Below are 26,293 nucleotides of genomic sequence, written 5' to 3'. Positions count from 1 at the left end.
GATTTTCTCGTGAGTGACCGGCTTCACTTCGGTTAGGTTTTTATGTGAGTTGACACGGAGGCCGAAACCGCCGCCGTCGGCAGCATCTTCTCCCATTCTGCGGCCAGCGCCCCCTGCTGGCGGAGCATCCCTTCCAGTTCAACCGGGGACACGGGCGGGTTGTACAAATAACCCTGGATGACGTCGCAGCCTTCCGCAAACAAGAACGCCAGCTGCCGCCGATGCTCGACGCCCTCGGCCACGACCCGAATGTTCAGGTTTCGGGCCAACGCGATGATGGCCCTTACAATGGCCGCGTCTTCCGGAACGTCCATGCAGTCCCGAATGAAGGATTTGTCGATTTTCAGCGTGTCGATGGGAAACCGCTTCAGGTACCCGAGCGACGAATAGCCCGTTCCGAAATCGTCAATGGCAATCTTCACCCCGATCGCTTTCAGCCGATGCAGCATCTCGACGGCTTGGTCACGATTGGTCATCATGATGCCCTCGGTGATTTCCAGCTCCAAAAACCGCGGCTCCAGTCCCGTTTCAGCCAACACGCGCCGAACCGTCTCCACCAGCCGCCCTTCTTGGAACTGGCGCGCCGACAGGTTGACCGCCATCCGAACGGGCGGCAATCCCGCCTCTTGCCACGCTTTGGCCTGTGCACACGCGGTACGGAGGACCCATTCGCCGATGGGTACGATCAAGCCCGTTTCCTCGGCCAACGGGATGAAGGATGCCGGCGAAATCCACCCCAGCTCGGGATGATGCCAGCGGAGGAGCGCCTCCACGCCAGTCATCAACCCGGTGCGCACGTCCACCTGCGGCTGGTACACCAGGCGCAACTCTCCCAGCTCGAGCGCTTGACGCAGGCCGTTTTCCAACTTCCAGCGCTGTGCCGTTCTTTGCTCCATACCCGGCGTGAAAAACCGGTACCGGTTCCCACCCTCGTCCTTGGCACAATACATGGCCATGTCCGCATGCTTGACCACTGTCGTGCAGTCGTCCCCATCGTCCGGATACAAGGCAATCCCCACGCTGATCGACATGTACAAGCATCGTTCCTCCAATTCAATGGGCTGCGTGAACCGGTTCACGATGCGCTGGGCCACGTGCTCGGCTTCCGCCCGCGTCATCAGCGAAGGAAGCAACACCGCAAACTCGTCGCCGCCAATGCGCGCTAGCACCCCTTCCCGGGGCACGCACGCCAACAAGCGCTTCGCCACGCTGCGCAACAGCTCGTCCCCCACGACATGCCCCAGCGTATCGTTAATGTTTTTGAACCGGTCGAGGTCCAGGAAGAGCACGGCCACTTTCCATCCGGCTTCCCGGGCCTGCCGCACAGCGTCCGCCATGCGTTCGTTGAACAGGCGGCGGTTGGGCAGGTCGGTCAGCGGATCGTGCAGGGCCTGGTGCTTGATTTGCTCTTCGTAGCGCTTCTGCTCGGTGATGTCCGTAAACACGGCGATGTAGTGCGTGATGCGCCCCTCATCGTCCTTCACGGCGCTGATCGTCAACCATTCCGGGTAGATTTCGCCGTTCTTGCGCTTGTTCCAGATCTCCCCGCGCCATTGTCCCGTTTTTTGAATCGTCTCCCACATTTGACGATAAAACGCGGCGTCGTGTCGGCCGGACTTCAGAATGCGCGGCGTCTGGCCCCGCACGTCTTCCTCCGTATAGCCGGTGATGGCCGTGAAGGCGGGGTTGACGGACAGGATCGTCCCGCTTGCATCGGTGATCATGATCCCTTCCTGCGTGTAGCGGAACACACTGGAAGCCAAGCGCTGGGCCTCCTCAGCCGCTCGATTGGTCGCCACCAGGCGCTGAAACGTCATCCAGCGGAGAAAAAAGAAGAGGAGCAGCGAACCGGTCACGACAAAAAAGACGGTCGCCCACCCCGGGTGGGTTTGGACAAACGCCTTCATCTGGCGGGCCCAGGAAAACCTCCAATTGAACAAGAGCGCCGTCCCCGTAACGGCGCCGACAACGACGAGATCCACCATCACGTTTCGCCGCATCGTCCCTTCCCCCAATCGGCGTTCCGCATCGCGCCGCACCCATTACGACAGCCGGAAGCGCTTGACCTCTTCCTTCAGCCGATACGCTTCCTTGCGCATGGCGTCCGCCTCGTCGGCCACTTCTTGGATCAGGCCGGTCTGGTGCTGGATGGTCGCCGCCACTTCCTGCGTCCCGGCTGAGGTCTCCTCGGCCACCGCCGCCACCTCCTGCACGTCGCGGTAAACATCCTGGACGCGCTGGGCCTGCTGCGTGGCAAAACCGGCGATGGCTTCCACCGATGCCGCCACGCTGCGCACGGTCTCCTCCATCCGCTGCAGGGCCACGACGGCCGACTCCCCGCGGCTGGCTTCTTCCGCGGCTTGGACCGACGTCTGGGCGATCTGTTCCGCAAACCGGTCGATGGCCTCCTGCACCTGGCGGATGTTGGCGTGGATCTCCTGTACCGCCTGGGCGCTCCGCTCGGCCAGCTTGCGCACCTCGTGGGCCACAACGGCAAACCCCCGCCCCTGCTCCCCGGCACGGGCCGCTTCGATCGACGCGTTCAGCGCCAGCAGATTGGTTTGCCGCGCCAACTCGCCGACGATGTCGGTAATCCCGGCGATGGCCCGCGACCGCTCTTGCAAGCGTTCAATCTCCGCGGCCACTTGCTTGCCGGCCAGGGCGAGCGTCTGCAACCCCTGCACCAGTTGGCGCACCGCGTTTCCCGTTTCGTCAAGCGTGCGCCGCATGGCCTCGGCCTGCTCTTTCGCGTCGTTGGCCTTCTCCTCCGACTCCTGCGCCATGCGCGCCACCGCATCCACCGCCTCCGCTGCGCGCTGAATCGCTTGGGCCACCTGCTCCGCCCCGCGGGCGATCTCCTCCACGTTGCGGCTGATGACGTCGGCCTGTTCGGCCACGTCCTGCACCTTCCGCCCCACCGCATCCACGCGCTGCTCCGTTTCGGAGGCAAACCGCGCCACATTGCCCACCATCTGGCGCAGGTTGTCCACCATCTGGGCAAAGGACGCCGCCAGCGTCTGCACCTCGTCACGGGACGCGGGTACGTCCACCGTCACGCGCAGATCGCCGGTCGCCGCCGTTCGCGCCGAGGCATCCAGGGCGTTGAGTGGGCGGACGATGCGTCCGGCGGCCGCATAGCCGAAAATGCCCATCCACACCACGCCCAGAAACAGGGTGAGCACGGTAAACCCTTCGGCGCCCAGGAAGCGGGTGAAGAAGTCGTCCAGGACGAAGAGGAAAAACGCGCTCGTTCCGTAGGTCACGGCGGAAAACAGCACGACGCCCAGCACCAGCTTGCGCTTGAGGCTGAACCGGTACCGCTGCCGAACGTCTTTCGGTACGGTGGACGGCGACGATGCCCCCGCCCGATGCGGCGATGGCGCCTTCGCCGGCGGCTCTTGCGATGCGGAACGCGCATCCGATTGAGGGTGAAGGGAAATCACCTTGTGCTCCGGCTTTGCCATCCCCCATCCCCTTCCTTTCTCTTTCTTTTCTACAAAGAGTATAGCAATTTCGGCACAAGAGGGCGAATAAAGTGAAGACGACAGCGCCCGACCGTCGATCGGGCGCTGTCTAGGGAACCGGACAAGCGGCGTTCGCGTCCGCTTACCACAGCTTGTATCCCGGCGATCCGGGCGGCGCATGCTGGATGAGGTCCAAAATCGGTTTGCCGTAGGCAATGACGATCAACACAGCCAGCACGCCCACCCACAACGGCCAGCGTTCGAAAACCGCCGGCGTCGGCTGAGCGTCTTCCGAAGTCTCGGCCAGCGGAAACTCCGTCTGGCCCTTCGGGGCGGCGAACATCATGTAGAGGACGAGGGCCACCATCAGCATCGCGGCGACGAACAGGAAGGCACCGCCGATGGCCATCAGCGCGCGGAACGGTTCCCAGCTCTGCACGACGGGGTGATCGCCGTAGGTGGTAAAGGCCGTGCGCCGCGGCTCGCCGAGCAGCCCGACGAAATGCATCGCCCCCGACATGCACAACATGCCGATCGCCCACAGCACGGTTTGCACAATCCCCAGCCGGTTCACGCCCGGCGTCAACGTGCGGCCGGCCAAGTACGGCACCAGCCAATAGGCAACGCCGAAATACGTCAGAACAGCAGCGGTGCCCACGGTCAAATGGAAGTGGCCGGTCACCCACAGCGTGTTGTGGACGACGGTGTTCAGCTGATGGCTGGTGTTGATGATTCCACCGGCGCCCCCGGGAATGAAGAAGAGCATGCCGACAAACGGGGCGAAAAAGCGGACGTCCTTCCACGGCAACACCTTCACCCAGCCGAACAGCCCCTTGGCACCTTTGGCCCTCCCGGCCAGCTCAAAGGACCCGGCCACCGAAAAGGCGGTCATCAATGAGGGGATGACGACCATCAGCGTCATGAAGACCTGGAGCAGCTTGGAGTTGTGGCTGATCCCCGGCTCCAGCAGCTGGTGATGGAACCCGACCGGTATCGAGTGGATAATGAACAGCGCGAAGGCCAGGCGCGCCAGCGCGTCGCTGAACACCTTTCCGCCGATGATCTTCGGAATGACGACGTACCATGCCGCATAGGCCGCCAAGAGCCAGAAATACACCAGCGGGTGGCCGAAAAACCAGAACAACGTCCGGCTCAGTTCCACGTTGATCTTCTCCACCCAGCCGAAGGACCACGGGATGAGCCGGAACAACACCTCCGCCGCCACGGCCAGGGTGGCGATGATCCAGATGAGGTACGTCACGACGGCCATGTAGGCAAAGAGCGGCGACAACTTTTGCCCCGTCACCTGCTTCCAGTGGCGGTACTGCAGGAAAATGCCCGCACCGCTCAGCCAGGTCCCCACAACAAGCAACGCCAAACCAATGTAAAACTCCGGAGAGGCCTGGAGCGGCGCATAGAAGGTGTACAACACCGTCGCCCTGTTCATCACGATCGCATACGTGACGAGGGCCGTTCCGACCGTCATCACCCAGAAGCCGGCCCAGCCCAAGCGCCGCACCGGTTCGGTGAGCTGCCCGCCGAGGGTTTTCGCGACCCCGGCGAAAAAGAACCCGATGATAAAGTAGGTGGTGAGCCCCAGCGCCAGCAGCACGCCGTGGGCCGTCAGCAGCTGGTAGTAACCGATGCCCGCCGGCAGCTCAATCACGCCGGTGCGCTGCAGCACTTGCAACAGACCGGCCACCGCCCCCAGAAACAGGGCCAGAAACGCGACAAACACATAGGCCAAGCTCAACCGCGCATCCTGGGGATGGGGTCGTGCTGCGCGTTCCATGTTCTTCTCCCCTTTCCACAATCGAGATCGTTCTGCTTGAAAAGTCCAACGGCTTCCACAACCGTCACTCGGTGACCTTCACCTTGGCCATCATCATTTGATGGCCCACGCCGCAATACTCGTTGCAGAGGATGAGATATTCCCCAGGCTTCTTGAACGTATAGGAGGTCTCCGAGACGTATCCCGGGATCACCATGGCGTTGACGTTCGTTTTGGGAATCTGAAAGCCGTGCACCACATCTTTTGTCGTGATCTTGAAATGAACAGTGGCCCCGGCGGGAACCTCGATCACGTTCGGTTGATATCCGAACGCCATCGCCACCAGAACCGCCTCGTATTCGTTGTCCCCCTTCTTGAATACACCCGGCTGGTTAAACGGCGGCGTCTGGTCTACCTTGGTCGGATCAATCGTTTGAAACCCATGGGCAGGCATGAAGCCTTGAACAAACTGGCCATAAAGAAGAACCACAAAAAATCCCACCAGCATGCTTACGCCGAGCATCAGCCATAACTTTTCATAGCGGTGCAGGTGCATCCCGCTTGTCCCTCCTTTCCTCTCCCGCGCTTACCGCGACAGATACAGCAAGTACACGGACAGCCAGCTGAGGAGGATAAATGCCCCGAGTCCCAACGCGAAGACAAAGGTTCCCTTCAGGTTTTGCCCCTCTTCTTTGGCCGCTGGCCGTTCCCCGTGTTGGGGCTGCGAACGGGTCAGTGGCGCCTTCACCCGGCATCCCTCCTTCACCATGCATGAAGCCCTTAACGCTACATCCATTGTAGAAGGTTGGAAACGCATGGGTTGTGACGGATGTCACACGAAAGGCGGACATTCGTTACGATTGTTTGACAACGGTGTGAGAACATGTCGAACGGCGCGGGTTCGTTTTCCCTTCGTGTGCGGTGCCTTTTTCCTGTGATCCGCGTCATACTTGGAACACCATAAAGAGGTCTATACTAAGGAAAAAACCGGAACATAACGGAAGGAAGGGGATGATCGCGTGAAGACCCCTCAACGAACACCGCAGACCGTGGAGCTGGATGTCCGGCCGCAGCTGGCACGCGGAGAAGAACCGTTCGACCTGATCATGAAAACAGTCAAGTCTCTCGCCAAAGAAGACACCTTAATCCTGCACGCGCCGTTTAAACCCACCCCCCTGATCGGCGTGATGAAATGGAAAGGGTTCACCCACCGTGCCACGGTGACACGGTAATCATCCACAACGACCGCGTTCCCGTCTTTTTGCTGCAGGAGCTGGACGAACTGGGCTTCCCGTACACCGTCGAGGAGCTGGAAGACGGGTCTGCGCGCGTGACGATTCGCAAAACGGCGCCGAAAGGATGACGGTTCCCGCACGTCGTTTCGCATCCCGTTTTTGTTCCTGAACACCGGTCTGGCGCTGTTTGCCGCCTTCCACCTCCTAGCCCTCGCCTCCGGATACGGCTGGCTCGATGCCCATCCTCGATCGCCCGGCGGTTGGGCGGCCGCGCACCTTCTCGTTCTCGGATGGGCAACGATGACGGCCATGGGCGCAGCCTACCAGCTCCTGCACGTCGTGCTGCAGACGAAACTGCACAGCGAGGGGCTCGCGTATGTGCACTACGCCGTGTATGCCCTCGGCACGGTGGGGCTCGTGCTCGCGTTCCGCGCCTTTTCCCCGGCGGCCATCACGGCGTTCGGCGCACTGGCGGCGTGTGGCATCGCCCTCTTTGCGTGGAACCTGGCCCGCACGTTGCTTCGCGCCCGCCAGTGGAACACGGTCACCCTCAGCACCGCCGGCGCCCTGGCCTGCCTCGTTCTGGCCGCGCTCATCGGCGTCGCCATGGGGGCAAGCTTCTGGCTCGGCGCGGGAAGCGCCCTTCACGCGCGGCTGTTCACCGCGCACCTGTGGTTCGGCGCCATCGGCTGGTTTGGCCTCCTCATCACCGGTTACACCTACAAATTGCTTCCGATGTTCTACCTCGCCCACGGCTATCCGCGCCGGCTGGAAGGCGTTGTGCTCCTGCTATGGAGCGCCGCCGTGCTCGCGCTTCTGGTGGCGGTCTTCTTCCCCCAGGCCGTCTCCATCCCGCGCGCGGCCCATCTGGCCGGGGCCGCCTACCTGTGGGGCTGGGTGGGCTTCACCATTCTCGGCTACCTGTCGAAGATCGTGCCGTTCCTGTGGTGGACGCACAAATACGGCCCCAAGGTGGGAAAGGAACCGGTGCCGTCGCTGGCGGAACTTTTGAACGACCGCCTCGCCGGCCGCACGCTGGCGGTCATGGCCCTCGCGTTTCTCCTCTTCATGGCCGCCCTGGCCGCCGGATGGATCCCCCTGGCCAAAGCCTCCGGCATGGTTTTGTCGCTTGCCGCGTTGGGGTACACGATCTTGCTTGCGAAAACCTTCACGAAATAGGAAACAAAAGGAGGAAACCCCAATGGCCACGCTCACCAAGACCGACGTGGAAGATCTGCTTCGACAAGTGGTCGACCCCGAGCTGGGCGTCAACATCGTGGACCTGGGCCTTGTTTACCACATCGAGATCACCACCGAAGGCGACGTCACGGTGACGATGACGCTGACCACGCCCGGTTGTCCCCTACATGAAGCGATGATCACCGGCGTCGAAGAATCGCTCCGCCGCCACCCGGCCGTCCGCGACGTGCGCGTGCAGCTCGTTTGGTCGCCGCCGTGGACGCCGGAAAGAATGTCGGAGGCGGCAAAGCGGCAGCTGGGGATGAGGTAAGCGGCGGCCCCAACAACAAAGGCCCCGGGAAAACTCCCGGGGCCAACGCTGTCTACCCGTTTTTCACCCTCGACTCGGAACGTCTCGCAACCCTTCAACCGACAGCCTCCGCTTACCACAGCACGAACCCCGGCGAACCGGGTGGCGCGTGCCGAATGGCGTCCAAGATCGGTTTGCTGTAAGCGATCAGGATCAGCACCGCCAGCACACCCACCCACAGGGACCAGCGCTCCAACACGACGGGCGTGTCGTGGGCGTCCTCCACGGTATCGGCAAGGGGGAATTCTGTCTGGCCCTTCGGTGCGGCAAACATGAGATAGAAAGCGAGGACCACCATCAGCACCGCGCCGAGGAAGAGAAAAACACCGCCCATGGCCATCATTGCGCGGTACGGTTCCCAACTCTGTACGATGGGATGGTCCCCATAGGTGGTAAAGGCCGTACGGCGCGGTTCACCGAGCAACCCGACAAGATGCATGGCGCCGGACATCAGCAGCATGCCGACCGACCAGAGGACAGTCTGCACGATGCCCAGCCGATTGACAGTCGGCGTGAGGGTACGCCCTGACAAGTACGGGATGAGCCAATAGGCCACGCCAAAGTAGGTCAGTACGGCCGTCGTCGCCAGCGTCAAGTGGAAGTGGCCAACAATGAACAACGTGTTGTGTACGATGGTATTCAGCTGGTAGCTGGCATTGATGATCCCGCCGGCTCCACCTGGGACGAACATCACCATGCCCACGAAAGGCGCAAAGAAGCGCACGTCGCGCCAAGGGAGCATCTTGATCCATCCGAACAGCCCCTTGGCCCCTTTGAGCCGACCGGCGATCTCAAACGAACCGGCAATGGAAAAGGCGGTCATCAGAGAGGGGACGACCACCATCATCGTGAGGAAGACGTGCACCAGCTTCCATCTGCTGTCCAACCCCGGTTCCGTCAGCTGGTGGTGAATGCCAACAGGAACCGACAACAAAATGAAGAGCGCAAAGGCCAGGCGAGCCAGCGCATCGCTGAACACCTTTCCGCCGATGATCTTGGGAATGACCACATACCACGCCGCGTAGGCCGCCAGAAGCCAGAAGTACACCAGCGGGTGTCCAAAGTACCAGAACAGCGTTCGGCTGAGCAAGACGTTAATCCGATCCACCCAGCCAGCGGACCACGGGATGAGCTGCAGCACCACCTCCGCCGCCACCCCCAGCGTGGCAATGATCCAGATCAGGTACGTCACGACGGCCATATAGGCAAAGAGCGGCGAAAGTTTTTTACCCGTTGCCCGCTTCCAGTGCCGGTACTGAAGGAAAATGGCCCCCCCGCTGATCCAACTGCCCACCACCAGCAGCGCCATACCGATATAGAAGGACGGCGAGGCTTTCAGCGGAGCATAGAAGGTGTAGAGCACCGTGCCCTTGTTCATCAAAATGGCGTAGGTGGCCAAGACCGTTCCAACCGTCATCACCCAGAAGCCCACCCAGCCCAGCCTCCGTGCCGTCGCGGTGAGCCGTCCACCAAGGGTTTTCGCCACCCCGGCCAGGAGAAAGCCAATGATGAAGTAGGTTGTCAACCCCAGTGCCAGAAGCACCCCGTGGGCGGTGAGCAGCTGATAGTAGCCAATCCCCGCCGGGAGTTCGATCACCCCGGTGCGCTGCAGCACCTGCAACAGTCCCGCCAGTGCGCCAAGAAACAGCGCGACAAACGCCACCGCGATGTAAGCCAAGCACAAGCGCGCATCCTGGCGATCAGGACCCGCTACACGTTCCATGTTTCCCTCTCCTTTCCCGCCAACGGTTTTGTTCCCGTCACGGCAATCCTTGAACCGATTGGGCTAACCTTATTCGGTTACCCGCAATTTGCCCATCATCATGTGATGCCCCACGCCGCAATACTCGTTGCACAGGATGAGGTACTCGCCGGGCTTTTTGAAGGTATAGGAGGTTTCCGTCACGTGCCCCGGCAAGACCATGGCGTTGACCCGCGTCATCGGGATTTCAAAGCCGTGCACCACGTCCTTTGACGTCACTTTGAAATGCACGGTGGACCCGACAGGAACCTCGATCACATTCGGTGTGAAGCCAAACGCCAGCGCCACCAAGACAACCTCGTATTCCTTATCGCTCTTCTTGAACACCCCCGGTTGGTTGAAAGGAGGCGTCTGGTCTACCTTGGTTGAATCGATTGTTGCGTGGCCATCAGCGGGCATAAACCCCATGGCGTACTGGCTATAGACCAGGAGCAAGAAAAACGCCACCAACGTGCCCACGCCGATCATCAACCAGAGCTTTTCGTAACGGTGCATTTCCATCTGCGGTCCCCCCTTCCCATATGGCGCTTACAGCGATAGATAAAGGAAATAAACGACCAGCCAGCTCACAACAATGAAGGCACCAAGCAGTACCGCAAAGACAAACGTCCCCTTGACCGATACGTTCCCCTCTTGCGGCACTGCCTTCGTTTCCACCGGGGGCAGTGCATCGCTGCGCTTTTTCGACATATCCGGCCCTCCTTCGTGGTGATCGGAAACTGGCCCGCAGGGGGCCGCGGAGGGCAACGGTTTTCAATTTTTCGATTCTTGTTCGCCAATGCTGCCCTCCGGGCCGCCTCGTGGTTGAGGAGGAATGCGTCTCCCGTTCTTCAACAGGATAACCGGTTTTCGGCACACCTATACTTCATTCCCACTAAGCCGCCAGACAATCCCGGGACAACGCGAGCGGCATGCTCCGGCCGATCACCGCACCGGGACCGGCTGCTTTCGGAACCGTAGTCGAGGATCCGGTTCCCGGTTGTCCACAAAAAAAGAGGCCCCGGGCAGTATCCCGGGGCCAACCGGTTCCAACCGTGTTGCCGATGGTTTCTCCACTGAACCCACACGCCGGATTTGCCATCAATGCGCTTCCGCCTGCGCCTTCCCTCCCCCTTGCTCCCACGCCGGAGGCACATAGGCGCACGACGGGTCGCTGGCCAACGGGTCGCCGGTGACAGCATAGGCCCGCGCCCGCGACCCGCCGCAGATGGTACGGTACTCGCATACCCCGCACTTCCCTTTGAGCCGCTCCGGATCGCGAAGGGCGACGAAGGTGGGATGGTGGCGGTAGATGTCGGCAAGCGGGCGCTCGCGCACGTTGCCGCACGCAATCGGCAAGAAACCGCTCGGATACACCTCGCCGATGTGCGAAACAAAGACAAAGCCGTTGCCGTCGTTCACGGCGCGGGGAGCCCGCAGCTCGCGCTGGCGGCCGGCCAGCCAGGGTGGGGCTCCCGCTGCCCCGTTTGCGTCCAAGGCGCCGGACGAGCCGCCCCCCGAGGCAGGAACGCGCCCTTCGCTTCGGGTGCCGCCGGCCGTCGCGGCAAAAGACGGCGCCTCTTGTGCAGTGCCGCCCGCCGCAGCGGTTTTCGCCTTCGCCTTGGCCCGCTGGAGCAGCACACGCCGGTAGTGGGGGGCCGCCGTCGTCTTGATGTCGAAGGGCACCCGCTCGGCCAGGTCGGCCAGCCAATGAAACACCCGCTCGTGCGCTTCGGCGGAGATCATGTCCTCCAGCTTGCCGCGCCCGGTGGGCACGAGGAAGAAGACGCTCCACAGCACGACGCCCATCTCTTCGAGGAGCCGGGCGATGTTCGGAAGGTCGCCGAGGTTGTACCGGCTGACGGTGGTGTTGATCTGCAACGGCATGCCCAGCCGGCGCAGGGTCTCGATCGCGCGCATCGTCAACGCGAAGGAGCCCCGCGTGCCGCGAAAGGCATCGTGAATCTCCGCCGTCGACCCGTCGAGGCTGAACGCCCAGCGATCGAGACCGATCTCCTTCGCCTGCCGCATCGCCTTCTCCGTCACCCGCGGCGTGGCGCTGGGCGTGAGGGAAACGAGAAGGCCCTGCTCCTTGGCGTAGACGGCGAGCTCAAAGAGGTCGTCGCGCATCAGGGGATCGCCGCCAGTGAAAACCAAGAGGGGCGCGCCCATCTCGCGAATCTGGCGGATGAGGGCCTTGCCCTCTTCCGTCGAGAGCTCGCGCGGATCGCGATGGTATTGCGCCTCCGCCCGGCAGTGCAGGCACTTGAGGGCACAGGCGCGCGTCACTTCCCAGATGACGAGAAAGGGCGAACGGTTGAAATCAAGCAAAAGGCGTCCCTCCTTCCTGTTCCCACGGTAGCAAAGTTTCGCACGGCCGAGTATGACATTCGTCACATTCCCGCGGCGGCCGTTGGGGTACAATGACACCGAAGCGATCCTCAAGCGGGAACAAGGAGCGTGACCCCCCATGCTCAACGTCTCCCATCTGCTTGCCGACGTCGCCTCCTTCGGCGACCGGCTGCGCTACACGCCGCGCTCCGTGGGCCAGCGGCACGGCACCCATGACGGGGCCGGCCCGGTGGTCGTGTGGAACATCACGCGCACGTGCAACCTGCGCTGCCTGCACTGCTATGCCAGTTCGGAAAACAAAAAATACGACGGCGAGCTGACAACCGAAGAGGCCCTTGCCGTGATCGACGACCTCGCCGCGGCACGCGTGCCGGTGATCCTCTTCTCCGGTGGGGAACCGTTCGTCCGCCCGGACATCCTCGATCTGGCCCGGTACGCCGTCGAAAAGGGCATCCACGTCACCTTTTCCACCAACGGCACGCTGATTGACGAGCAGCTGGCCAAGGCGATCAAAGCCATCGGCGTCGGCTACGTCGGCATCAGCCTCGACGGCATCGGCGACGTGCACGACCGCTTCCGCCGCAAGAAGGGCGCCTTTGACGCCGCCCTGCGCGGCATCCGGAACTGTCTGAATCATGGGGTGAAGGTGGGCCTGCGCTTCACGATCAATCGCCACAACGTCGACCAGCTCGAGGCCATCTTCAACCTGATCGAAGAAGAAGGCATCCAGCGGGCCTGCTTCTACCACCTCGTCTACACCGGGCGGGCCTCGGCCGGCGACGACATCACCCCCGAGGAGACGCGCGCGGTGCTCGACAGCCTCTTCGCCCGGGTGGAAGACTTCGCCCGGCGCGGCATCCAGAAGGAGATCCTCACCGTCGACAACCACGCCGACGGTGTCTACCTCTACCTGCGGATGAAGGAAAAAGACCCCGCCAAGGCGGAGGCCATCTACGAGAAGCTGCGCTATGCCGGCGGCAACCGCTCGGGGATGGCCATCGCCAACATCGATCACCGCGGCTTCGTCCATCCCGACCAGTTCACCCCCTACGTTACGGTGGGCAACGTACGGGAAACGCCGTTTTCGGTGCTGTGGCGGGACAACCCCCATCCGATGCTCGAGAAGCTGCGCAACCGCAAGCCCCTCCTCACGGGCCGGTGTGCCCGCTGCCGGTTCCTCGACATCTGCAACGGCAACTTCCGCGCCCGGGCCATGGCCGTGCACGGCGACTTCTGGGCCGAGGATCCGGCCTGCTTCCTGACCGATGAAGAAATTTTGGAGGGACGGCAGGAGAACTGACTCCGGCCGTCCCATCCTTGCTTACCCGAGGTGATGGGCTTGTCCGAACTGATCGCCCTCTTGCGCAACGTTCCCCTGTTTCGCGATCTCACCGACGAGGAGGTGGAGCGGATCGCCGCCATCGCCATCCCCCGCACCTACCCCAAAAAAACGGTCATCTTCACCGAGGGAAGCGCACGCGAGGCCGTCTACTTCATCGTCGACGGCCTTGTGAAAACGGTTAAGGTGGACGAAAACGGCCACGAGCAGATCGTCTCCCTCCTGACGACAGGCGACATGTTCCCTCACACCGGGTTTTTCGACCAAAGCCCCTATCCGGCGACGGCCGAAGCCGTCGAGCCGACACGCGTGTTCGCCATCCCGGTGCGCGCCTTCGAGCAGCTCCTGCTGTCGACGCCGACCATCGCCGTGAAGGTGCTGCGCGTGCTGGGGGCCAAAATCCTTGAACTGCAGGAAAAGCTTCAGGCGCTCACCGGCCAGGATGTGCGGCACCGCCTTGTCGCCGTCCTCTTGCGGCTGGCCGCTTGCCACGGTACGGCACAAGACGGGGCGGTGGTCCTCAACCTCCCCGTCACGCACCAGGACCTGGCCAACATGGCGGGGACGACGCGCGAAAGCGTCAATCGCCTGCTCAATGAGCTGCGCCGCCGGGGGATTGCGGACATGACGCGCAGGCAAATCATCCTCTATGATGTGGAAGCCCTTAAAGCGTGGGCAAATTCGTGACGCGGAGCACGATGGCCGACAGGAGGAGAAAGAGCACCGATCCGGCAATCTCGATCAGCCCTACATGAAGCGGACGCATCGCCTTGCCGCCCCAGGCGAAGGCCCGTGCAGCAGAGAAGGCGTAGGGCAGAACAAGGAGCGGTTCGACAATCCCCAGCGCCACCACGAGCAGGGTGTGATAGCCCTTTGAAGCGCGAAGCCATCGTGCGTTTTTCCGCTCCCGGAACACCGTCTTGACGAAAAAGACGCTGCCCACGAAGTAGAGCACGCACAGCCCCGCTACCCACAGGGCCATCGCATCCCACGTTCCCGCACCGACCACGTAAGACGCCACGCCGCCAATGGAAAAGGCGAGGATGGCGCAGACGTCGTTGACAAAGGACCGCTCGTTGCGCCGGTAGGCATACCAGGCGTTCACCGCCAACAGCGCCCCCAACACGGGGCCGGCCCACAAGAGGGAGGGGAAGTGGACGAGTGGCGGAATCGCAAACACCATGCCCGCCGTCCAGTAGCCGAACGCCCAACGGAGGAGGCGCCGGCCGTCCCGCCGATTCCCCCGCCGCGCAAGCGCCATCCGGAAGGGATAGGCCGCCAGGTAGAAAAAGAGCCAAGCGAGAAACAGCGGCAGGTGCAGCCACGTCGGACCTCCTACGGCCATGCCGAGGAGAAAGGGCACGGATACCAACGCCCATCCGCCGTGTTCATGCGGCACGATTGGCTTCATGGCAAACCCTCCTGCTTTGACCGCAATTCCGGTTGATTCCGCTTCGCATGTCTTCCGGTTCTGTCTTCATGGTAGCCCGAAAACCGCCACGACATTGTGACAGAAGTCACAGTTCCGCCAACCCTCAAGGCCGGAACACGTGTTACATTGGGAGTAGCAGGGGATTTCACCGCGCTTCACAGCCCCATCGGGTTTGTGGAAGCGCCAAAACGGGAGGAACCACCATGTCCGCATCGGTTGCCCGAAAGCGCTTTGTCGACTTCCTCCGCCCGGAACAGTTTGAACGCTTGCGCGCCAACATGACCCCGAAAAGGGTGCGCAGCGGAACATACCTGTTCCAGGACGAAGATTGGGCCGAAAGTCTCTACTACATTCACGAAGGCGCCGTCAAGATCACCAAAACCACCGACAGCGGAGAGGAGATCCTTCTTTCCATCAAACACGGCGGCGACCTTGTCGGCGACCCGTGCACGCTGTCCGGCGCCCTCAACTTAACCAATTGCATCGCCCTTACCGACACCTCCCTCGGGGTCATCCGCAAGAGCGAACTGGAGTTTTTGTTTTACCGTCACCCCGACTTGGCCATCGCCTTTCTGCAATGGCTCTCCATCAACCAGCGCATCATGGAAACGAAGATGCGCGATCTCCTGGTGTACGGCAAGACCGGCGCCCTTGCCTCAACGCTCATCCGCCTGTGCAACTCCTGCGGGCGATTGACGGAAGAAGGCATCCTGATCCCCATGAAGCTGACCAACCAAGACCTGGCCAACATGATCGGCGCCAGCCGGGAAAGCGTCAACCGCATGCTGAACAAGCTGAAAGCCGAAGGGACCCTCAGTCAGCGCGCCGGCCAGATCATCGTGCACGACCTAAACCGGCTGCGGGAGATGTGCCATTGCGACGGACGGTGCCCGGTGGACGTGTGTGTGATCTAGCTCGACGTTCGCACCAGAAAGCGGCAGAGAAGCGGCAGAAGCCGCTACAAGTGGCCCATCTATTCCTCCTCATCAATCCCCCGGTGGCGCTGTACTCCATGCAGGGGCTGAACACAACGCCGGTTCACGGACACACGGCCCTCTGATAAGGCGGAGCAAACGGAAAGACGTCCCGCGAGCCTTAATGAGGCTCGCGGCTTTTTTATTTTTAATGGTATAGAAAACCTGAACCGGCACCTGGCCGTTGACTTTGGTTCCGCAGAAAACGATACTGGACTTGGAACACTTGGCGGGACGCGAACGGTTCCTGGCCGACGGGTTCATCCTGAGCCGGGTCTCCGCTCCTCATCATGACCATACCTTACGCACCGGTAGGAGGGAACACCAATGGACACCTTCCAATCCCCTAGCACCAAGCCCAGCCCCGCAGCAACATCCTCCTCGCATCCGGCCCCGAGCCATGGCTGGGAGGAGGAAGCGACCCGCCGCCTGCGCCGGGTGCGCGAGACAAGGCCCCTGATCCACCACCTGACCAACCTGGTGGTCATGCACTGGACGGCTAACGTCACCCTGGCGCTGGGGGGATCGCCGATCATGGCGCCGGAACCGGAGGAGTTCCCCGCCATCACCCCCCGGGCAGGCGCGCTGGTGATCAACATCGGCACCCTCCGGAAAAGCGACGTCGCCGACTTCCTCGCCGCCCAGCAGGAGGCCCGCCGGCACGGCGTGCCGGTTATCCTCGACCCGGTCGGTGCCGGCTTCACGCCGCTGCGCCTCGAGACCTCTCGCCGACTCCTGGAACAGGGCGTGACGGCGGTGCGCGGCAACTACGCCGAGATCCTCGCGCTGGCCGCCCCGGAACGGGCAGCAGGCCGGAGCCGGGGTGTGGACAGCGACCGGGTTCCCTTGGAGGAGGTGGCCGAGGCGGCGCGTGAGCTGGCTACCCGATATGGCTGCGTCGTCGTGGCCAGCGGCGCCACCGACCTGGTGACCGACGGCCGGCGCCTGTGGGCCGTGGACAACGGCCACCCCCTGCTGACGGTCATCACCGGAGGCGGGTGCGCGGTGACGGCCGCGGTGGCCGTGTTCCTCGCCGGCTCGGAGAACTCGGCCCGGGACGCGGCGCTGGCCATGGCGGTGTATGGCCGGGCGGCGGAGCGGGCAGCCGGCCGGGTCGCGGGCCCGGGCAGCTTCCAGGCCGCCTTCTTGGACGAGCTGTTCGCCTTGGGAGCCGCCGGAACGGCCCGCATTGACGGCCTCCGCATCCGCGAAAGCTGACGACCACCGCGTCCGGCACGAGAGCTTTCCACGCACGAGTGTGGGGGAATGGTGCACGTCAAAACGCATCATACGCCCAACGCCCGGTCCGGCTCCGCCGGGCCGGGTTGGCGGGGGCGCGAGGTCCGTGTTTCGCTTGGCGTCCACAAGGAACTGCACGAACGACCGGGAGTCAACCCACATCGCCGTACCCTCGGAATATTGAAGTTTCTCATCATTCGCAATCGAAAAATAAATGAAATTCCCCTCACAAACAGGGCACCTCGTATTTGTTCTGCCTCGGGCGTGACCAAGCCGCTCTCCAATACCAAAATGATGCCCCTTCGTCTGTGACATCGATCACATTTTTGAACGGCCAAAGATTGTATCGTATGGAGCAGCCGCGCACCACAACCTGTAAAAAGGGGGATGACCGCTGTGGCCCAACCATCTCTTTACGAACGGCTGGGCGGCGAAGAAGGCATCGCTCGGGTGGTCGACACCTTCTACGACATGGTCCTGGCCGACCCGCGCGTGGCCCATTTCTTCGCCAACACCGACATGGCCAAACAGCGCCGGCACCAGACGCTGTTCCTCACCTTCGCCACCGGTGGACCAAACAAGTACACGGGGCGTGGCATGCGCGAGGCGCACCGCGGGCTGGGCATTCGCGACGAACACTTCGACGCGATCGTGGAGTTGCTCGGCCGCGCCCTCAGGCAGCACGGTGTGACGGAAGCCGACATTCAGGCGGTTGCGGCGCGCCTTGAGGCGATGCGGCCGGAAATCGTCGAATAACAAACGCAACGGCGCCTCCCCGACCACAACCGGGGCAAGGCGCCGTCCTCCATTTTAACGGCTCTCGAGCAGGGTGAGGCAGCTGTTATCCAGTCGCCTTCACGCCCGCAAGCAGCTCCTCCTTTTCCGCATCGGAAAGGATGCGCTCGGCCATCGGAAAGAGCACGTTTTCTTCCTTCATGAAGTGATCAAACAGGATCTGCACCGCTTCCGCCACCTCGCCGGCGATCCGCCGCGCGGTGTCGGCCTTGATCGGGCCGGTCAGGCTGGCCATCGTGGCGAGGAAGCCGGTGAGGCGCGTTTTGGCTTGTTCGTGTTCGTACTCCATCACCGCAATGGGGCCCATCTCCCGCCCGATATGCTTGGCCATGAGCGGGAAAAGGACGTCTTCTTCCCGCTTGGAGTGGGGATCCAACTCGGCCACGAAAATCTTCACCTTTTCTTCCAGCGCGCGCAGGGGCGCCTCCCAGTCTTCGACGCCCGCATCGTCGCCGATCGCCTGCGCCTCCTTGAACAATTCCTCCATCTGCTTGCGGAGCGGCGGATGTTCATCCTTCAACCGCTGAAGCCCTTCGCAAAGCGTTAGCGGGCCGCCGGTCATTCCCATCATGCCGCAGCCAAAGGGCATCGTTTCCATGGCATTCCCTCCTCAACCGGTCGCCGTCGATGCATACGGCTTGCGTATCGATGCTCCCGCTCTTAGGGTACGACAAAACGCGCGTCGAATCCGTGACGGCGATCACAGTGGGCTGTGGATCGCTTTGTCCTACCCTGCCGCCGTTATGCCATGATCTCCCGCTTCCGCTGCCCGAAATAGCGGTTATGGAGCAAAAAGCAACCGTTGCGGTTGAAGCACTCGATCCAGTCGTTGTCGGCGATGCCCGCTTCCGCCGCATCGTCGTGGTTGAGCCACACCGTCGGGCCGCCGCGGAACAGCGTCAGCATCAGCTGGTTGTCGAAGAACATGCTGTGAATCGACCACTTGTTGTGCGGCGTCAGGTACTGCAGGACCACTTCCTTGCCCCACGGCGCGTCGGGTCGACGCTGCCCCGGCAAAAAGGGCGTGTGGGCCAGGGTCGGTTTGTACGTGGCCAGCATTTCGCCGAACTCCAGGAGCAGCTCGTGGTCGAGGTAGAAGTGTTGCCGGCCGGTCAGCGTACGCCACGGAATCTTCTTTTCCACGTTCGTGGTAAACGGCGAATACCGCCGCCCGCCGGTTTCCGAACCGCTGAAGGCCGGCGAGGTGATGACCGGTTTGGGCTGAGCCGTGATGGCGTCAAAGGTGAACCGTTCCTCGGCCCGCTCCTCAGCCAGGTCCCTCAGGTGGAGAGCCGTCTTTTGCTCCAGTGCCGCCCACGCCTTGACGGCCATCTTGCCGTTGGTCGTCGACGACAGGGTGAGGATCGCCTCGGCCACGTCGCGCTCGGTGGCCAGGCGCGGGCATCCACCGGCAACGCCATCGCTCACCGTTCCAAGGAGGCGCTTGAGACATTCGTACTCCTCCCGTGCCGACCAGGCAATGCCCTTGACGCCGAAGGGTTTTTCTGCCACCAGCGGCCCCAGGGCGGTCATCTTTTCGTACACCGCGCCATAGTCGCGCTCCACCACGTGGACGTGGGGCATCGTCTTGCCGGGGATGGGCTCGGCCTCGCCCGTCATCCAGTCGGCCACCCGACCATAGGGCTGGGCCAGCTCATCCGGCGTGTCATGCAAGAGCGGCGTGGTGACGATCTCCCTCACCGGACCGGGGAAGACCTTCTTGGCCATCTCCGAGAAGATGCGCGCCAGCGCCTTGAACACTTCCCACTCCGAGCGGGCCTCCCACAGCGGGTTCACCGCCGGGTTGAACGGATGGATGAACGGGTGCATGTCGGTGCTGCTGAGGTCATGCTTCTCGTACCACGTGGCCACCGGCAGCACGACGTCGGAGTAGAGGGCCGTGCCGGCCATGCGAAAGTCGAGGTTGACGAGGAGGTCGAGCTTCCCTTCCGGCGCCGGATCCCGCCACACCACCTCCTGCGGGCGCAGGCTGTGGGCATCGTCGTTGAGCAGGCCGTGCGTCGTCCCCAGGAGATGCTTGAGGAAGTACTCGTGTCCCTTCCCGGAGCTGGAGATCAGGTTGGCCCGCCACACCACCATCACCCGCGGGAAGTTGCGCGGGTCGTCGGGATCCTCGATGGCCAAGCGCAGCGCGCCACTCTTGAGCTGACGGGCGACGTAGGCGGCCACCTCCTGCGGCGTCGTGGCCCCCGCCCGGCGCGCCTGTTCGTACAGCGCAATGGGGCTCTCGTTGAATTGCGGGTACGACGGCAGCCACCCCAGCCGCGCGGCGAGCACGTTGTAATCGGCGGGATGCCTGTAGCGCGGAGCGCCGGCCAGGGGCGAAACAAGGGCGTCGACGGACACGTCCTCGTACCGCCACTGGTCGGTGGCGAAGTAGAAGAAGGACGTCCCGTTCATAAGGCGCGGCGGCAGCGACCAGTCGCGGGCAAAGGCCACCGTCTGCCAGCCCTCCACCGGGCGGAGCTTCTCCTGCCCCACGTAGTGGGCCCATCCCCCGCCGTTGACCCCCTGGGCACCGGTGAGGAGGACGAGGTTGAGCACGGCGCGGTAGATCGTGTCGGCGTTGTACCAGTGGTTGATGCCCGCGCCGAGGATGATCATCGAGCGGCCCTTCGTCTCCGCAGCATTGCGGGCAAATTCGCGGGCCACCCGGATGACGAGCCGCCGGTCGACGCCGGTGACCGCCTCCTGCCATGCCGGCGTGTACGGGGCCATCTCGTCGTAGGACGTCGGCCCTCCGTCGCCTAGCCCGCGGCTCACCCCGTACTGGGCCAGCACGAGGTCAAACACCGTGGTGACGAGGCACGCCTCCCCGCCCCGCGCGATGCGCCGCGCCGGCACGCGCCGTTCGATGACGCTCCGCTCGCGCCCGCCAAAATAGGGCAAGCGCACCGTCACCACCTCGTCGTGGACGCCAAGGAGGCTGAGCCGCGGGTCGATCGGCGCGCCCGTCGCCTCGTCCTCCAGCCTGAGGTTCCACCTCCCGCCGTCCTCCCAGCGGTGGCCGATGCAGCCGTTGGGGACGGCCAGCTCCCCCGTCCGCTCGTCATAGACGACGCCCTTCCACGCGGCATTCGGCGTCTCGCGTCCGATGTCGGCGGCGCGCAGGAAGCGGTCAGCCACGTAGGCCCCGTCCTGGAGCTTGAGCGTCACAAGGAACGGCAGGTCGGTGTACTGTTTCGCGTAGGCGAGAAAATAGGGCTCTTCCCGCTCGACGTAGAACTCCTTCAGGATCACGTGGCCCATGGCCATCGCCAGGGCCCCGTCCGTTCCCGGCTTGACCGCCAGCCAATGGTCGGCGAAGCGCACGAACTCGGCGTAGTCGGGGCTGATCGCGGCCACCTTCGTGCCGCGGTAGCGCACCTCGGTCAGGAAATGGGCGTCGGGAGTGCGCGTCATCGGGATGTTGGAGCCCCACACCAGGATGCACCCGGCGTTGAACCAGTCGCTCGACTCCGGCACATCGGTCTGGTCGCCCCAGATCTGCGGCGACGCCGGCGGCAGGTCGGCATACCAGTCGTAAAAGCTGAGCAGCGGCGCGCCGATGAGCGAGAGAAAGCGCGCCCCGGCAGCATAGCTGATCATCGACATGGCCGGGATCGGCGAGAAGCCGATGATGCGATCGGGGCCGTAGCGCCGGATTGTGTGGATCATCGCCGCCGAAATGAGCGACAGCGCCTCGTCCCACGACGCGCGGACGAAACCGCCCTTGCCCCGCGCCGCCTTGTAGCGCCGGGCCTTCTCCGGGTCCTCGACGATGCGCGCCCACGCCTCAACGGGGTCGCCGGTGCGCTCCAGCTCCTCCCGCCACATGCGCAAAAGCGCCCCGCGCACGTAGGGATACTTGACGCGCAGCGGGCTGTACAGGTACCACGAGAAGCTCGCCCCGCGGGGACAGCCGCGCGGCTCAAACTCCGGCATGTCCGGCCCCGTCGACGGGTAGTCGGTGCGCTGCCCCTCCCACGTCACGATGCCGTCCTTGACGTAAATGTTCCAGCTGCACGACCCGGTGCAGTTCACCCCATGGGTGGAGCGCACCACCTTGTCGTGCTGCCACCGCCGGCGGTACAGCGCCTCCCACTCCCGCCCCTGTGGCGACACCTCGCTCCAACCGTCGGCGTACCGTTCCCGCGGCAAAAAGTAGCGCAGCTTTTCCAGGATCGGCGAACGTTTCCGTCCCATCATCTTCTCCCCTTTCCCGCGTGTGCGAACCGGACGTTTGGCCTGCGGCCCGTTTTCGCAGCATGGGAATGGCGCCTCACCGCGTTCATACTTTCGTAAATAAATCAAGAAAGCAAGAAATATTAAACGAATACTACAGATGTTGCACTTTTATCGTAAAGTTTGCCGAACAAAAGGGCAGTGACATTTCTCACCTTCGGCGCACCGTTCACATTTTGTTCACGGTTTCACGCGCGACGGCACAAAAAAAGCGCCCGACCGGCAATCGGTTCGGGCACTCGGTTCGCATGGTCTGCTTGCCGCCTCACTGCTTCATCGGCAGGGACACAAAAATGGAAAACTTGTCGCTCGAGGCGGTGAAGGCATGGGGCTTGCCTTGCGGGCAAATGAGCAAATCGCCCGCCTTGACCTCATGGGCCTCGTCGCCGATAGAAATGGTCCCTTCGCCTTCGACAACGTAAAAGGAGACTTCGGGGTGAAACGCGCCGCCGCAGGCCTTGCGCTCACCGCGTTTCAGGTTGATGACAAAGTGCTTCAACACGTCGGAAACATGAATCAATTCCACCTGGTTGTCCGTCAGGTAGTCGGCCAGACGGTGCTGCGTCTTGGCGATCGCCATGCTTCACCCTCCCTTGGTTGCGTTCAATTTTTCCATCACTTCCTCCACGGCCACGCCCGCCTTGCGCGCAGCCTCCTCCAGGGTGTCCATCCCCCCGCAACACAGGTCAATGCCGAATGCGGCCAACACTTTCATCGCTTCAGGGGACGCCTGGATCACCTGGTTGACCGTCATGTCCTTGGTAAACCGCATCGTCGCTCCCTCCTTCCCTCGACCCGCTTCTCCGGCAAGTGAAGGCGCACGCTCGCGGTCGGCACCTCGAAGCACCGCCCCTCCTCACGACGAGGCGAGCCGAATCGTCTGCAGGATGTTGTACGCAAACGCGAGGATCGTCAGCCAGTGCGCCAGGGCAGCCCATTTGGCCCATGCCAAGGCCGCGGGAATCCCTCCACCATAGCCCAGGGCCATCAGTCCCAGAAGCAACACGAAGGTGATGTTGCCGGCGATCACGTGGAACCACGCGAGCCGCTCGCTGTACAGGGGGCGGGCAAGGAAGCGCGGCAAGACATGGTACAGGACACCGTAGACCATCATGGAAAGAAAGCCGAGCAGGTTGAGGTGGGCGTGCACCGGTTTGAGCGCCAAAAGCGCCGGAAGGAAGAAAAACAGCGTCCCGAGCATCGTCCCCAGCACCAAATAGAGGATGCTGGCGAGGATGAACCACTTGGTGTATCCCTTCATGCGAACCCCCGCTTTCGTCGGCGCGTTTTGCCCCGTTCGTGACCCTCACCCCGCTCCTCAAGGGTTTCGGCCGCGGCCGGCGCGGTCGCCTTTATTATAAGGACCCCGATCTCCTCACATTGTGAGAGGCGTCACAGTTTGGCAAATCGGTGACAGGGAGAGCAAACGTGACGGCCATCACAAGCTGCGCTCCCGCCCTTTTCTATACTGGGGGTGCCAACACCCACCAAGGAATGGGAGGGAGACGGGATGGCAGAACTTCGGACATCCCCCGGGACGCAGCCTGCGGTGAAGCGAAGTCTGCTCAGGCAGATCCTCGTTGTCACCATACTCGTCAGCTTTACCGTCCTGCTCGTCGGGGGATATTGGATCTAAGAATCGCTGGCGCCTCGCCCGGCGAAGGTGGTCGGCCCTGGAGGCGAGGTGATCACCACCGCCGAGCAGATCAAGGGCGGGCAAGCCGTCTACCAGAAATACGGGTTGATGGACTACGGCTCGGTGCTCGGCCACGGTTCCTACCTCGGGCCGGACTACACCGCCGAGGCGCTGCACATCGTCGTCACGGCGATGCAGGATTTCCACGCCCAGCGGGATTACGGCAAACCCTTCGCTGAATTGAACAAAGGACAGCAGGCCGTCATCAAGGAGAAAGTGAAGGCAGAAATCAAGGAAAACCGCTACGACCCGGCGACCGACACGCTGACCCTCACCGAAGCCCAGGTCTATGCCCTCCAGAAGGTACGGGAGCACTACCGTACCGTCTTCACCCAGGGCGACGGCAACGGCATTCTGCCCAATCTGATCCGCGAAGAGCACATGCCGAAGACGGATCGCGCCTGGGTGGCGGAAGGGGACCAGCTGACGCAGATTGCCGATTTCTTCTTCTGGACGGCGTGGCTGGCCAGCACGAACCGGCCGGGAGAGACGCACACCTATACGAACAACTGGCCGTATGACGAAGCGGCCGGCAACACGATGTCCTTTTCCTCCATCTGGTGGAGTGCGGTCAGCGTCGCTCTCTTGATCGGCTTTACGGCGCTCAGCCTGTACTTCTATCACCGCTACAAGCTGGACATGGAGGAAGCCTATACGCCCGGCAATTTTCCGCGGTTTGACCTGGCCGCCGTTCCGGTTACGGTCAGCCAGCGCAAGACGGCCAAGTACTTCACCGTCGTGATCCTGCTCTTTCTCGCCCAGGTGATGCTCGGAGGCCTCTTGGCCCACTACTACATTGAACCGGATTCCTTCTACGGATTGGACTGGATTGCCGACCTCTTGCCCTTTAACATCGCCAAGGGCTACCACCTGCAGCTCGCCATTTTCTGGATCGCCACCGCCTGGCTCGGGATGGGCATCTACGTCGCCCCGGTGGTTGGCGGACGCGAGCCAAAGCGTCAAGGCCTCCTCGTCGACATCCTGTTCTGGGCCCTCGTCGTGCTCGTTGCCGGCAGCCTGATCGGCCAGTGGCTTGGCGTGAAAGGGTACCTGGGCAACCTGTGGTTCTGGCTCGGGCACCAGGGATGGGAGTACCTGGAACTCGGCCGGCTGTGGCAGTTCGTGCTGGCCGTCGGCATGGGCATCTGGCTGTTCATCGTCTACCGCGGGCTGCGCGACAGCCTGAAAGCGGAGACGGACAAGGGCGGGCTGGTGCACCTGTTGTTCTACTCGGCCATCGCCGTGCCGGCCTTCTACATCTTCGCCTTCTTCTTCAACCCCGGCAGCAACATCACCTATGCCGACTACTGGCGCTGGTGGATCATCCACCTGTGGGTGGAAGGGATCTTTGAGGTCTTTGCCGTCGTCGTCATCGGCTTCCTGCTCGTGCAGATGGGGCTGGTGACGAAGAAGTCGACGGTGCGGGCCCTGTACTTTCAGCTCATCCTGCTCCTCGGAAGCGGCGTGATCGGTACCGGTCACCACTACTACTGGATCGGCGCACCGGAAATGTGGATCGGCCTCGGCGCCGTGTTCTCGGCCCTCGAGGTGATCCCGCTCACCCTGCTCATCCTCGAGGCCTACGGGCAGTACCGCATCCTGCAGCAGGGCGGCGTCCACTTCCCGTACCGCGCCGCATTCTGGTTCCTCATCTCCACGGCGATCTGGAACCTCGTCGGCGCCGGCGTCCTCGGCTTCCTGATCAACCTTCCGGCCGTGTCTTACTACCAGCACGGCTCCTTCCTCACGCCGACGCACGGCCACGGCGCGATGATGGGCGTCTACGGCATGTTCGCCATCGCCGTGCTGCTCTACACGCTGCGAAACATCGTCAAGCCCGAGGCGTGGAACGACAAGGTCCTCAAGATCGCCTGCTGGGGCCTGAACATCGGTTTGGCCGGCATGATCCTCGTCACGCTGCTGCCGGTCGGGATCCTGCAACTGGCCGAATCGTACCAAAGCGGCTTCTGGGCCGCTCGCGACCCCAGCTTCTACAAGGACCCGCTCGTCACCGCCCTCCTCTGGTGGCGCGCGCTGCCGGATACGATCTTCATCGTCGTCGGCGTGCTGCCGCTCACCTGGTTTGTCGTGAAATCCTTCTTCCGCCTGCGTACGCCAACCGTCACGGACGGTGAGCGGCTCTAGGGTGGAAGGGTTTCTCTACTTCCCACCTCAACCAACTCCCTCACCCTGACCCTGTGGCATTGATGCCACAGGGTTTTTTGCTAATTCACCAATTAACATTTGAAGTTTCTGTTACGGATCTTCTACATGTGTCATTATTCACATCGAGTTCCTCTTGTGTTTAATAAACTTAAAGTGGAGGGGATCCCCATCGCATACCGAAAGGCCGGCCGGCCACAAGCGGTTTTGTGAAAAAAATCACGAAAGGGGTCTCCGAAGATGAACAAATCCGTCGCCATCGGGTTGTCGCTCGCGTTGCTCGCCGGAACGTTGGCGG

Annotated in this window: 22 protein-coding genes and 3 pseudogenes; 10 read left to right on the top strand and 15 right to left on the bottom strand. The window is 62.6% G+C overall.

Annotated features, from left to right (window positions below; all coding sequences use genetic code 11):
- Positions 1-32: 32 nt before the first annotated feature.
- The 5 genes from IEX61_RS05315 to IEX61_RS05295 all read right to left on the bottom strand — a co-directional run bounded on the left by IEX61_RS05315 (position 33) and on the right by IEX61_RS05295 (position 5,983).
- Positions 33-2,000, bottom strand: a complete 1,968-nt coding sequence (locus IEX61_RS05315; RefSeq protein WP_188816991.1) for a putative bifunctional diguanylate cyclase/phosphodiesterase — start codon at positions 1,998-2,000, stop codon at positions 33-35.
- 42 nt (positions 2,001-2,042) lie between these two features.
- Positions 2,043-3,464 (bottom strand): methyl-accepting chemotaxis protein, encoded by a 1,422-nt coding sequence (locus IEX61_RS05310; RefSeq protein ID WP_188816989.1) that lies wholly within the window; start codon positions 3,462-3,464, stop codon positions 2,043-2,045.
- Positions 3,465-3,606: 142 nt separating this feature from the next.
- A complete protein-coding gene (locus tag IEX61_RS05305) occupies positions 3,607-5,256 on the bottom strand; it encodes a b(o/a)3-type cytochrome-c oxidase subunit 1 (RefSeq protein ID WP_188816987.1) in 1,650 nt (549 codons plus the stop codon).
- A gap of 64 nt (positions 5,257-5,320) precedes the next feature.
- Positions 5,321-5,791, bottom strand: coding sequence for a cytochrome c oxidase subunit II (locus IEX61_RS05300; RefSeq protein WP_054669854.1), 471 nt, complete (start codon positions 5,789-5,791; stop codon positions 5,321-5,323).
- A 30-nt stretch (positions 5,792-5,821) separates the two neighbouring features.
- On the bottom strand, positions 5,822-5,983 hold the full coding sequence (locus IEX61_RS05295) for a cytochrome c oxidase subunit 2A (RefSeq protein WP_229725716.1): 162 nt from the start codon (positions 5,981-5,983) through the stop codon (positions 5,822-5,824).
- Positions 5,984-6,284: 301 nt separating this feature from the next.
- Between IEX61_RS05295 and IEX61_RS12410 the strand changes: the two genes are divergently transcribed.
- Genes IEX61_RS12410 through IEX61_RS05280 form a run of 4 tightly spaced genes read left to right on the top strand, consistent with a single transcriptional unit; the run spans position 6,285 to position 7,980 of the window.
- A complete protein-coding gene (locus IEX61_RS12410) occupies positions 6,285-6,467 on the top strand; it encodes a DUF2249 domain-containing protein (protein ID WP_229725715.1) in 183 nt (60 codons plus the stop codon).
- Between the two features lie 29 nt (positions 6,468-6,496).
- Positions 6,497-6,598 carry a hypothetical protein gene (locus IEX61_RS12880; protein ID WP_229725714.1) on the top strand — a complete coding sequence of 34 codons (102 nt, stop codon included), beginning with the start codon at positions 6,497-6,499 and terminating at the stop codon, positions 6,596-6,598.
- 31 nt (positions 6,599-6,629) lie between these two features.
- Positions 6,630-7,649 (top strand): hypothetical protein, encoded by a 1,020-nt coding sequence (locus IEX61_RS05285; RefSeq protein WP_229725713.1) that lies wholly within the window; start codon positions 6,630-6,632, stop codon positions 7,647-7,649.
- A gap of 22 nt (positions 7,650-7,671) precedes the next feature.
- A complete protein-coding gene (locus tag IEX61_RS05280) occupies positions 7,672-7,980 on the top strand; it encodes a metal-sulfur cluster assembly factor (RefSeq protein ID WP_054669842.1) in 309 nt (102 codons plus the stop codon).
- A gap of 112 nt (positions 7,981-8,092) precedes the next feature.
- On the opposite strand, the gene IEX61_RS05275 is transcribed toward IEX61_RS05280, so the two are convergent.
- From IEX61_RS05275 to IEX61_RS05260, 4 genes are all read right to left on the bottom strand, one after another.
- Positions 8,093-9,742, bottom strand: a complete 1,650-nt coding sequence (locus tag IEX61_RS05275) for a b(o/a)3-type cytochrome-c oxidase subunit 1 (RefSeq protein ID WP_188816984.1) — start codon at positions 9,740-9,742, stop codon at positions 8,093-8,095.
- A 69-nt stretch (positions 9,743-9,811) separates the two neighbouring features.
- On the bottom strand, positions 9,812-10,282 hold the full coding sequence (locus IEX61_RS05270; protein WP_054669837.1) for a cytochrome c oxidase subunit II: 471 nt from the start codon (positions 10,280-10,282) through the stop codon (positions 9,812-9,814).
- Positions 10,283-10,309: 27 nt separating this feature from the next.
- A complete protein-coding gene (locus IEX61_RS05265) occupies positions 10,310-10,471 on the bottom strand; it encodes a cytochrome c oxidase subunit 2A (RefSeq protein WP_229725712.1) in 162 nt (53 codons plus the stop codon).
- Between the two features lie 390 nt (positions 10,472-10,861).
- Positions 10,862-12,091, bottom strand: coding sequence for a radical SAM/SPASM domain-containing protein (locus IEX61_RS05260; RefSeq protein WP_188816982.1), 1,230 nt, complete (start codon positions 12,089-12,091; stop codon positions 10,862-10,864).
- Between the two features lie 139 nt (positions 12,092-12,230).
- Here IEX61_RS05260 and IEX61_RS05255 point away from each other — a divergent pair, with 139 nt between their 5' ends.
- Positions 12,231-13,412, top strand: coding sequence for a radical SAM/SPASM domain-containing protein (locus tag IEX61_RS05255; RefSeq protein WP_188816980.1), 1,182 nt, complete (start codon positions 12,231-12,233; stop codon positions 13,410-13,412).
- A 33-nt stretch (positions 13,413-13,445) separates the two neighbouring features.
- Positions 13,446-14,138, top strand: a complete 693-nt coding sequence (locus IEX61_RS05250; RefSeq protein WP_054672347.1) for a Crp/Fnr family transcriptional regulator — start codon at positions 13,446-13,448, stop codon at positions 14,136-14,138.
- A gap of 382 nt (positions 14,139-14,520) precedes the next feature.
- Here IEX61_RS05250 and IEX61_RS12785 read toward each other — a convergent pair.
- Positions 14,521-14,796 (bottom strand): annotated as a pseudogene (locus IEX61_RS12785) (YwiC-like family protein); the annotation flags it as partial.
- A gap of 290 nt (positions 14,797-15,086) precedes the next feature.
- On the opposite strand from IEX61_RS12785, the gene IEX61_RS05240 reads away from it, so the two are divergent.
- The 3 genes from IEX61_RS05240 (at position 15,087) to IEX61_RS05230 (ending at position 17,852) form a co-directional block, all read left to right on the top strand.
- Entirely contained in the window at positions 15,087-15,797 is a 711-nt protein-coding gene (locus IEX61_RS05240; protein WP_188816977.1) for a Crp/Fnr family transcriptional regulator, read from the top strand.
- A gap of 387 nt (positions 15,798-16,184) precedes the next feature.
- Positions 16,185-17,075 carry a hydroxyethylthiazole kinase gene (thiM, locus tag IEX61_RS05235; protein WP_188816975.1) on the top strand — a complete coding sequence of 297 codons (891 nt, stop codon included), beginning with the start codon at positions 16,185-16,187 and terminating at the stop codon, positions 17,073-17,075.
- Between the two features lie 417 nt (positions 17,076-17,492).
- The gene (locus IEX61_RS05230; RefSeq protein ID WP_229725710.1) at positions 17,493-17,852 is read left to right on the top strand and encodes a group I truncated hemoglobin; all 360 of its coding nucleotides are present in this window, start codon (positions 17,493-17,495) and stop codon (positions 17,850-17,852) included.
- Positions 17,853-17,937: 85 nt separating this feature from the next.
- On the opposite strand, the gene IEX61_RS05225 is transcribed toward IEX61_RS05230, so the two are convergent.
- The 5 genes and pseudogenes from IEX61_RS05225 to IEX61_RS05205 all read right to left on the bottom strand — a co-directional run bounded on the left by IEX61_RS05225 (position 17,938) and on the right by IEX61_RS05205 (position 23,397).
- Entirely contained in the window at positions 17,938-18,489 is a 552-nt protein-coding gene (locus tag IEX61_RS05225; RefSeq protein ID WP_229725709.1) for a hemerythrin domain-containing protein, read from the bottom strand.
- A gap of 200 nt (positions 18,490-18,689) precedes the next feature.
- Positions 18,690-22,097 (bottom strand): annotated as a pseudogene (locus tag IEX61_RS05220) (nitrate reductase subunit alpha); the annotation flags it as partial.
- 304 nt (positions 22,098-22,401) lie between these two features.
- Positions 22,402-22,716 carry a cupin domain-containing protein gene (locus IEX61_RS05215; RefSeq protein WP_188816972.1) on the bottom strand — a complete coding sequence of 105 codons (315 nt, stop codon included), beginning with the start codon at positions 22,714-22,716 and terminating at the stop codon, positions 22,402-22,404.
- A gap of 3 nt (positions 22,717-22,719) precedes the next feature.
- Entirely contained in the window at positions 22,720-22,908 is a 189-nt protein-coding gene (locus IEX61_RS05210; RefSeq protein WP_054670058.1) for a DUF542 domain-containing protein, read from the bottom strand.
- Between the two features lie 84 nt (positions 22,909-22,992).
- Positions 22,993-23,397, bottom strand: a complete 405-nt coding sequence (locus IEX61_RS05205; RefSeq protein ID WP_188816970.1) for a hypothetical protein — start codon at positions 23,395-23,397, stop codon at positions 22,993-22,995.
- Between the two features lie 249 nt (positions 23,398-23,646).
- Between IEX61_RS05205 and IEX61_RS05200 the strand changes: the two are divergent.
- Positions 23,647-25,977, top strand: a pseudogene (locus tag IEX61_RS05200) (nitric-oxide reductase large subunit).
- Positions 25,978-26,293 lie beyond the last annotated feature (316 nt).

The organism is Calditerricola satsumensis (genome assembly GCF_014646935.1).
Classification (GTDB): Bacteria; Bacillota; Bacilli; order Calditerricolales; family Calditerricolaceae; genus Calditerricola; species Calditerricola satsumensis.
The sequence above is the reverse complement of the archived record's forward strand: the minus strand, read 5'-3'. Positions and strand labels throughout refer to the sequence as shown.

Bases quoted from the DNA above. Each gene is read 5' to 3' on its own strand.
- IEX61_RS05265 (WP_229725712.1), bottom strand. From the start codon at position 10,471: ATGTCGAAAAAGCGCAGCGATGCACTGCCCCCGGTGGAAACGAAGGCA.
- IEX61_RS05270 (WP_054669837.1), bottom strand. From the start codon at position 10,282: ATGGAAATGCACCGTTACGAAAAGCTCTGGTTGATGATCGGCGTGGGC.
- IEX61_RS05215 (WP_188816972.1), bottom strand. From the start codon at position 22,716: ATGGCGATCGCCAAGACGCAGCACCGTCTGGCCGACTACCTGACGGAC.
- IEX61_RS05210 (WP_054670058.1), bottom strand. From the start codon at position 22,908: ATGCGGTTTACCAAGGACATGACGGTCAACCAGGTGATCCAGGCGTCC.
- IEX61_RS05240 (WP_188816977.1), top strand. From the start codon at position 15,087: ATGTCCGCATCGGTTGCCCGAAAGCGCTTTGTCGACTTCCTCCGCCCG.
- IEX61_RS05305 (WP_188816987.1), bottom strand. From the start codon at position 5,256: ATGGAACGCGCAGCACGACCCCATCCCCAGGATGCGCGGTTGAGCTTG.
- IEX61_RS05205 (WP_188816970.1), bottom strand. From the start codon at position 23,397: ATGAAGGGATACACCAAGTGGTTCATCCTCGCCAGCATCCTCTATTTG.
- IEX61_RS05225 (WP_229725709.1), bottom strand. From the start codon at position 18,489: ATGGAAACGATGCCCTTTGGCTGCGGCATGATGGGAATGACCGGCGGC.
- IEX61_RS05280 (WP_054669842.1), top strand. From the start codon at position 7,672: ATGGCCACGCTCACCAAGACCGACGTGGAAGATCTGCTTCGACAAGTG.
- IEX61_RS05310 (WP_188816989.1), bottom strand. From the start codon at position 3,464: ATGGCAAAGCCGGAGCACAAGGTGATTTCCCTTCACCCTCAATCGGAT.
- IEX61_RS05255 (WP_188816980.1), top strand. From the start codon at position 12,231: ATGCTCAACGTCTCCCATCTGCTTGCCGACGTCGCCTCCTTCGGCGAC.
- IEX61_RS05315 (WP_188816991.1), bottom strand. From the start codon at position 2,000: ATGCGGCGAAACGTGATGGTGGATCTCGTCGTTGTCGGCGCCGTTACG.
- IEX61_RS05300 (WP_054669854.1), bottom strand. From the start codon at position 5,791: ATGCACCTGCACCGCTATGAAAAGTTATGGCTGATGCTCGGCGTAAGC.
- IEX61_RS05250 (WP_054672347.1), top strand. From the start codon at position 13,446: ATGGGCTTGTCCGAACTGATCGCCCTCTTGCGCAACGTTCCCCTGTTT.
- IEX61_RS05275 (WP_188816984.1), bottom strand. From the start codon at position 9,742: ATGGAACGTGTAGCGGGTCCTGATCGCCAGGATGCGCGCTTGTGCTTG.
- thiM (WP_188816975.1), top strand. From the start codon at position 16,185: ATGGACACCTTCCAATCCCCTAGCACCAAGCCCAGCCCCGCAGCAACA.